Origin of the sequence: Bartonella sp. AC62GZZY (assembly GCF_042196525.1) — a bacterium.
In the GTDB taxonomy this organism is placed as follows: Bacteria; Pseudomonadota; Alphaproteobacteria; order Rhizobiales; family Rhizobiaceae; genus Bartonella.
Genome location: NZ_JBHIQN010000026.1, coordinates 1 through 7,813, shown reverse-complemented (window position 1 = coordinate 7,813; position 7,813 = coordinate 1). Strand labels below are relative to the sequence as shown.

2 protein-coding genes and 1 pseudogene are annotated in these 7,813 nt (G+C 37.8%); 1 reads left to right on the top strand and 2 read right to left on the bottom strand.

All coding sequences use genetic code 11. The features are described 5' to 3' along the window. Positions 1 to 586: pseudogene (locus ACFIML_RS08560) on the bottom strand (phage tail tape measure protein); the annotation flags it as partial. Positions 587 to 1,012: 426 nt separating this feature from the next. Then, a complete protein-coding gene (locus ACFIML_RS08555) occupies positions 1,013 to 2,140 on the bottom strand; it encodes a metallophosphoesterase (RefSeq protein ID WP_375607504.1) in 1,128 nt (375 codons plus the stop codon). Between the two features lie 3,093 nt (positions 2,141 to 5,233). Between ACFIML_RS08555 and ACFIML_RS09440 the strand changes: the two genes are divergently transcribed. Further along, positions 5,234 to 7,813 (top strand): autotransporter outer membrane beta-barrel domain-containing protein (locus tag ACFIML_RS09440; RefSeq protein WP_404977320.1); only part of this gene is annotated, 2,580 nt, incomplete at its 3' end.

Here is a 7,813-nt window from a genome sequence, read left to right as displayed (position 1 = left end):
TACCAGCCTTGGCACTCTCCGAGAGCTTTTCCTGTGTAAAAAAACTCTTCAACCATTGCCAAAAGTTGGAAAAGCTTTGTTTAACGCCCTCCCACAAACCTTCAAAGCTTTGAACAACAGAGGAAAGTCCTTGTTTAAACTTTTGCCAAGTTTGAGAGAAATCAAAAGCAGCAGCAATGATATTTTTCCATTTGGTGATGGTGGTAGTATCAGCACCAAAAAAACGCATAACGGCTTCAAAGGCTTGCCCCCAAGCCCGAGATACCCCCCGTGCAAAACCTTTGACAAAAGAAGAAAAACGGTCCCAGTATTTCCACAAAGCAAAACCAGCAGCAAGGACGACCGCCACAACAGCAGCAACGACAGCCCCTATTGGAGTAAAAACAGCTCCCACAACAGAGGCAATACCTGCCCCAACCACTTCGATCACTGTCCCCATCCAACCAAAAGAGGCAGCAAATGCACTTCCTGAGATCATAACTCCGCGAAATGCAGCAACCAGCAGAGTCATGGATCGCAAGAAGAAAAATTGTACAGCATCACAAAACATCAATTGTTTGAATGCTATAAATAAAAAATTGATCAAAACAAAAAACTCTTCTTATGAAAAAGAAAAGAGTTGCCCATGAATAGATATTATAAACTCTAACAAAGGGCATAACTTGATAATTATACCGCAACAAACTAATAGAAACAGCCTTCTTGATAATTCTGGACAACATGTGCTAGCAAATTATGAACACACCCTTGACAAACTCCCCTTTGCTTCAAGGATGAAAGCCTAAAAGGAAAAATAGAATAACAAACCATTATTCCGCTTTGTATTAAAGCTCCGTTCACATTAAACCATTGCACTTATAGCGTATAACCTGAAATCTCAGCAGCTTTGAAAAAAATATGTCTGATTTTTTATTCTATTTTTAAGTAACACTCAGATACTCTCATTACTCTTCAAATCCGCACATATAATACGTTTTTTCCCTCATGCTTTAAGACAAAGAAACAAATTCTATTATAACTTACTGCAACTTGCCGAAAATTGGGTGTCTTTCCCTATAACACCAAGATCTTTAATTAAAAGCGGTTTTCCTATTTCTCCATTATAGGCTTTAACGTGAATTGTCTTGCCTTTCACATCTATGAGGTAATAATCTCCATTAAAAAGCGCACCAGCTGTATAGATAGGGATATTTCCAAAAACCTTATCGTTTTTCGCACGGCAATAAGACTGGTAATGCGTGTGACCTACGAAGATTGCTTTAACATTATGAGAGGTAACAATTGACTTAAAGACCGACAAATCTTTAGCATTCTTTTTACGAATAAAAAAGGATTCACCATCAATGGAAGCAGCACGCGCATCATGAAAATTAATGATTGTCACTTTACCTCTTGCATCAGCAGCAGCTAAATCGTTCTTAAGCCAATCTAAAGATTTATTGATTTGCACTTCTGTAGACTTCCCCTTCAAACCAACAGTATAGCTTGGATAATTGTGAAGCTGCACATAATGAACATCTCCATAATCCCAAGAATAACTCAAACTCCCCCTTACCAAGCGAACATTTCCACCCGAAATGGGAACCAAACTTTCAGTAACATCTGCATTGAAATGCAATAATTGACTACGGTATTTTTTGATTTCCGATACCATTCTTGAAACTGCACTTATAGCACAAGCATCTTTGTAAAAATTGAATTCTTGAGGATTTGTACAATTACCAACATTATTGGCATAATCGTGATTCCCTAGCCCCTCATAGACAGGCGCTCCAAGAGTTTTATAAACATTTTTATAATCATCATAGTTTTTTTGTTGTCCAAACTCCGTCAGATCACCATTGACAATATGGAACGCAGCCTTGTGCGCTTTTATCACACCAGCAACTTGCTCATTTATCTTTAACCATGGCTCTCTGTTTGATACTCCATTGGCATCACCAGAGTTTAAACGCCACGGTTGCGGATCAGCCATGATGATAGCAGTATAATTTTTCTCAAGAGACTTTTCTTTCATAGGCCACATAAATGCATCATGATAAAGCCTCTTATCCCTTCTTAACTTTTCAGAATCAAGGTTAAAACAACCAGAGAGAGTAAAAGCAATCACGGTGATTACCAATTTAACTTTATATCTCATAAACCTATCACCATAAAAACGTTACATATTTTATTGTATTATAAAAATTTTCTCAGAAGTAATTTTTTAAATTTTCTTGTCAAGAATATGTCAAAAATTCAAAATAATGAAAGCAATGATCCTTCAATGAAAGTGCACTTTGATGATATAAAAGCACTGTTGATTTAAAGCCTTCAACTTGAAGCATCTTCATTGATTAAGATTTATAAGCTTGGGCTCTTGCTCTTTCAAATGTCATCGATACATCAACAGCTTATAAAAACTTAGTCGTATACTATTAAAATATCCCCAACAGGAGAAAAAATGTATTCTTAATACTAGAACATCAAACTCCTTTGGATATCAAGATCAAATATATTAGAATATTATGATAAATAAGGTATAAATAATCAAAAGTGCTAGCAACAGTGTTTTAGTATTACCGTCATCACTTACATTGACAATCTATAAAAATGCATAAGTATTACAGAAAATAATATCATTACTTTATAAAAAATAATATAAATTATGTAATTATTATAATAATATTTATAATTTATATAATATATATTTACAATAAATTTAATTATATAATATAAATAATTACAAACACATTGTGTGTTCAATATAAATTCACACAAATTTAATATTATTTATTTTTTAATTTTGACAAAAAATCAAAAATATCTTACCAAATAAGGACAATTACTGAAATTAATAACAACTATCCATTTTCACTTCTTCTTATGAAGTTTGCGGGGAAATGAATATTTGGGGGCTCTCATAAGGAGAATACTGGTGTATAAAACATCCCTTTTATCATGCACGGCTGCGGCTGCTATCATCCTATTCAACATCCAGTTCACTGCACATGCTGAAACTCTTGGCGTTGCCAACGAAGAAAAAGATATATCCGGAAAAACGTACGAGACTATTTATGTAAAAGACAAAGGAAAAATCACCGGTAGCACTGTAACTGTAACTGGAAATGAAAGCACAAATGCAGATACAAACAATGATAAGTATGTTGTAACAGTTGAAGGTGCTAACAGTGCGCTTAAATTAAATGGCTTAAATATTCAAGGCACTGATTCTGATGTTCGTTTCGGTATTTCTGTAAAAGACGGCGCTAACATCAACCTAACTGGGGGGAACATTACAACGTCTCAAACTGGCGTTTATATTGACGGCAGCGACAAAAATATACTGCAAAATGTAGTGATATCAAATAATAAAAATGAAATTTCACAACTCATTGGAGTGCAATCAGATAATGGAAGTAACATCACTTTAACAAATGTAAACGTTACGCACGCAGAAGTTGGTATACTCGCAAATAATAATTCTCGAATCAACGTATCCGGAGGATCATTCGAAGGTAAAATGGATGGCGTATATGCTATGAGCGGCACCACCATTACTGTAGATGGCGGTACTAACGTTACCTCATCTAATGGTAACGGACTTCATGCCATCGATGAAAAGAGCGAAATTATAATGACAGGAGGAAGCGTAATTGGAAAAGATGCAGCATTATCTGCAGACGAAGGTGGACATATTACTGTCACGGGTAGTACTCTAACAGCAAAGAGTAATAACCCTAATACATCTACTAATGATAATAAAATCGAAAGTGGATTCGGTGCCTTGTCTCAAGGCAAAAACAGTGTGGTTGAATTATCTAGTACAACGATTAATGATGCGACAATCGGGCTCAAAACACAAGAGAGTGGCGCAATCAAAATGACTGGGGGAAGCATTACAGCTTCCAAAGTTGGTGCTTTCTTCTTGGACAGCAAGAGCAAAGAAAACAAACTGAAAGATGTAGTGATATCAAGTGGGAAAGATGATGCGCCACTAATCAATGGAATCAAAGCAACTAACAGTAATGTCACTTTAAATAATGTAACAGTGACGCAAGCACAAACTGCCATAGATGCATATGATTCCACAGTAAAAGTCTTAGGAGGATCATTTAATGCAGAAAAAGCAGCAATATTTACTCAAAACGGCGGCAACATCACTTTAACTGGCGATGCAAAAATTACATCATATAATGATGCTGGACTCTATGCGGAAGGTTCAAAATCCATCATCGAAATGACGGGAGGGAGCGTAACAGCAAAAGAGGAAGCAATAACGACAACATACGGTGGGCATATTATTGTCACAGATGTCATTCTAAAAACAAATGGTGATGGACTTGGTGTAGCTTCTGATGACCTTGGTAGCATGATTGAATTGCGTGGAAATACAACGATTAGTAATAGTGTAATCGGGCTTCAAGCACAAAACGATGGTGCAATCAAGATGACCGGAGGAACCATTAAAACTTCTCTAGTTGGTGCTGGTTTCTTAAACAGTAACAGCAGTGAAAACAAACTAGAAGGTGTGAAGATATCGAATAGTAAAGACGATGCGTTACTGAACTTTGGAATAAAAGTAGATAAAAGTACCGTCACTTTAAAAGATGTAACAGTGACTCAAGCAGTATCCGGTATAGGTGCAGATAACCACTCTAAAATAACAGTCTCAGGAGGATCATTTAGTGGAAGTGACGTAGGAGCAAGTGCAGAAGGTGGCAGTACGATTATCTTGAAAAACAACGCAAACATTACATCATCTGATAACATTGGACTCTATGCAGAAGGTTCAAAATCCACCATCACAATGACGGGAGGAAACGTCACAGGGAAAGGGAATGCATTGGTTGCTGAAGATGGCGGCCATATTACTGTTACAGATGTGGCTCTAACTGTAACAGATATGGCTCCAAGTGACGACTATATATCGTCTGGTGTATTTTCTGTTGGCGAAGGCAGTGTAATTGAATTACTTGGAAATACAACGATTAGTAATAGTGCACTCGGGCTTACAACAAGCAATGGTGGCGCAATCAAGATGACTGGAGGAACCATTAAAACTTCTCTAGTTGGTGCTGGTTTCTTAAACAGTAACAGCAGCGAAAACAAGCTAGAAGGTGTGAAGATATCGAATAGTAAAGACGATACGTTACTGAACTTTGGAATAAAAGCAGATAAAAGTACCGTCACTTTAAAAGATGTAACAGTGACTCAAGCAGCTGCCAGTATAGTTGCAGACCATGATTCGACAATAACAATCTCAGGAGGGGCATTTAGTGGACGTAATGTAGGAGCAAGTGCAGAAGGTGGCAGTACGATTATCTTGAAAAACAACGCAAACATTACATCATCTGATAACGTTGGACTCTATGCAGAAGGTTCAAAATCCACCATCACAATGACGGGAGGAAACGTCACAGGGAAAGCGAATGCATTGGTTGCTGAAGATGGCGGCCATATTACTGTTACAGATGTGGCTCTAACTGTAACAGATGTGGCTCCAAGTGACGACGATATATCGTCTGGTGTATTTTCTGTTGGCGAAGGCAGTGTAATTGAATTACTTGGAAATACAACGATTAGTAATAGTGCACTCGGGCTTACAACAAGCAATGGTGGCGCAATCAAGATGACTGGAGGAACCATTAAAACTTCTCTAGTTGGTGCTGGTTTCTTAAACAGTAACAGCAGCGAAAACAAGCTAGAAGGTGTGAAGATATCGAATAGTAAAGACGATACGTTACTGAACTTTGGAATAAAAGCAGATAAAAGTACCGTCACTTTAAAAGATGTAACAGTGACTCAAGCAGCTGCCAGTATAGTTGCAGACCATGATTCGACAATAACAATCTCAGGAGGGGCATTTAGTGGACGTGACGTAGGAGCAAGTGCAGAAGGTGGCAGTACGATTATCTTGAAAAACAATGCAAACATTACATCATCTGATAATGTTGGACTCTATGCAGAAGGTTCAAAATCCACCATCACAATGATGGGAGGATCCGTAGCCGCGAACAAAACAGCGTTATTCGCAATCAACGGTGGGCATATTGATGCCACAGATGTTGCTTTAACAACAGAGGGAAAAGGAAGCGGTGCATTTGTAAGTGGCAATGACAGCACAATTCAATTGCATGGTGATACAATAATTAACAATACTTTGAGCGGACTCGATGCCGGTAATGGTGGTAAAATCATTAGCGAAAACTTATCGATAATCGGTGGTGAAGCACTTGAAGGCCCCGACAACGAACGCACTGGTATATGGACATCAGACTCTGGTAGTGAAGTTAGGTTAATGGGCAAAACAACCATTCAAAATGTTGATGAAGGGTTTTATGCAGACGGTGGAAGTAAAATCATTAGCGGAGATTTAACAATAACTGGTGGTGAAAGTAAAACAATGACCGTTGGTGTAAACGTTGCAGAAACTGATAGTTTAATTGAATTAAATGGTAAAACAATCATTCAAAATTTTGATGTTGGTCTCACCGCAGGAAATAATAGCACGATTAAGATGACGAATGGTTATATTGGAGCAGCAGAGAATACAATCAAAAATAAAATAGAAGCAAAAAAAGTTGCAGTATGGGCGGCATTTAACGGACATATTGATGTCGTGAATACTTCTATGATAGCAGGAGTTGCTGGTTTGCAATTTATAGCTCTCTCTAATCCTGATCTAGATTATCCAGATGTTCCACAAAAACGTAAAAACAGTGAAATCAATTTGACAAATGCAGATGTTCACGCTGAAAATGGTACTGGAATTTTTGTTGGAGCTTTCACTAACACAAACATGGAAGATATTCCAACTTTATCAATCGGTACAGTCAGTCTCAAAAATTCAGAAATCCATGCCGACGTATTATTAGGAGATGGTCTTTTCGAAGATCCAAAATCTTGGAAAAACGACAATTATTGGAACAATAAAGAGGTTAAAGCGATCTCCAATGGCACCTTCACCTTAAGTGCTGATCAGTCTACTCTAGAAGGCAGAGCGAATATTGCTAAAGACAGAAATGTACGTTTTGATCTGAAAAACAATACGAAATGGACGTTGAAAATCAGCAAAAACGAAAAAGATGCTGATGGCAATCTCCTTGATATCGCTCAAAGATCTCGTTCTGATATTTCCACGCTTAATCTCGATAACAGCTCCATTGTTTTTGAGAAACCAACAGAAGATCACTACCAAACATTGCATATAGGTTCTGGTAAACCAGACACGCAAGAAGTCTACAACGCAACGGGAGACGCAAAGATTTACTTCAACATTGCTTGGAGTGATGGCGTAGTAAGTGCCGATCAAAAAACCGATAGGCTTCTCATTCACGGTGATGTCTCAGGCTCCACAACAGTTTATATTAAAAGCGATTCTGGAAATGAAAGTAGTGTAGTCAATGCTGCTGATCCTTCAAATATAGGTGGACTCTCGCTCATCCAAGTTGCAGGAAAAGCACAGGAAGACTCCTTTAAATTAGCCAAAGGCTATACCACACTAGGGGGAGAACCTTACAAATATACACTAACTGCTTATGGACCAGACTCAAGCCATGGTACAGCCGATATTGAGCAAAACCTCTTTGATGAGAAGAATGAAAATTTCTGGGATTTCCGCTTACATAAAGAAATTCTTGAAACGGATTCTGGTCCAAGTGTGATCGTCCCTGTAGCACAAACGGCCAGTTACTTAGTCATGCCAAATGCTCTCTTCTATAGTGGATTAACCGATATGGCTAAACAAAACGCATTCTTAGCCAATATCAGAACATCTGTCTTAGGAAAAGAAGAGGAAAAACAAACCGGTTTCTTCCTCTATACTTACGGA

Coding starts and splice junctions, on each gene's coding strand:
- ACFIML_RS08555 (WP_375607504.1), bottom strand. CDS start 2,140: ATGAGATATAAAGTTAAATTGGTAATCACCGTGATTGCTTTTACTCTC.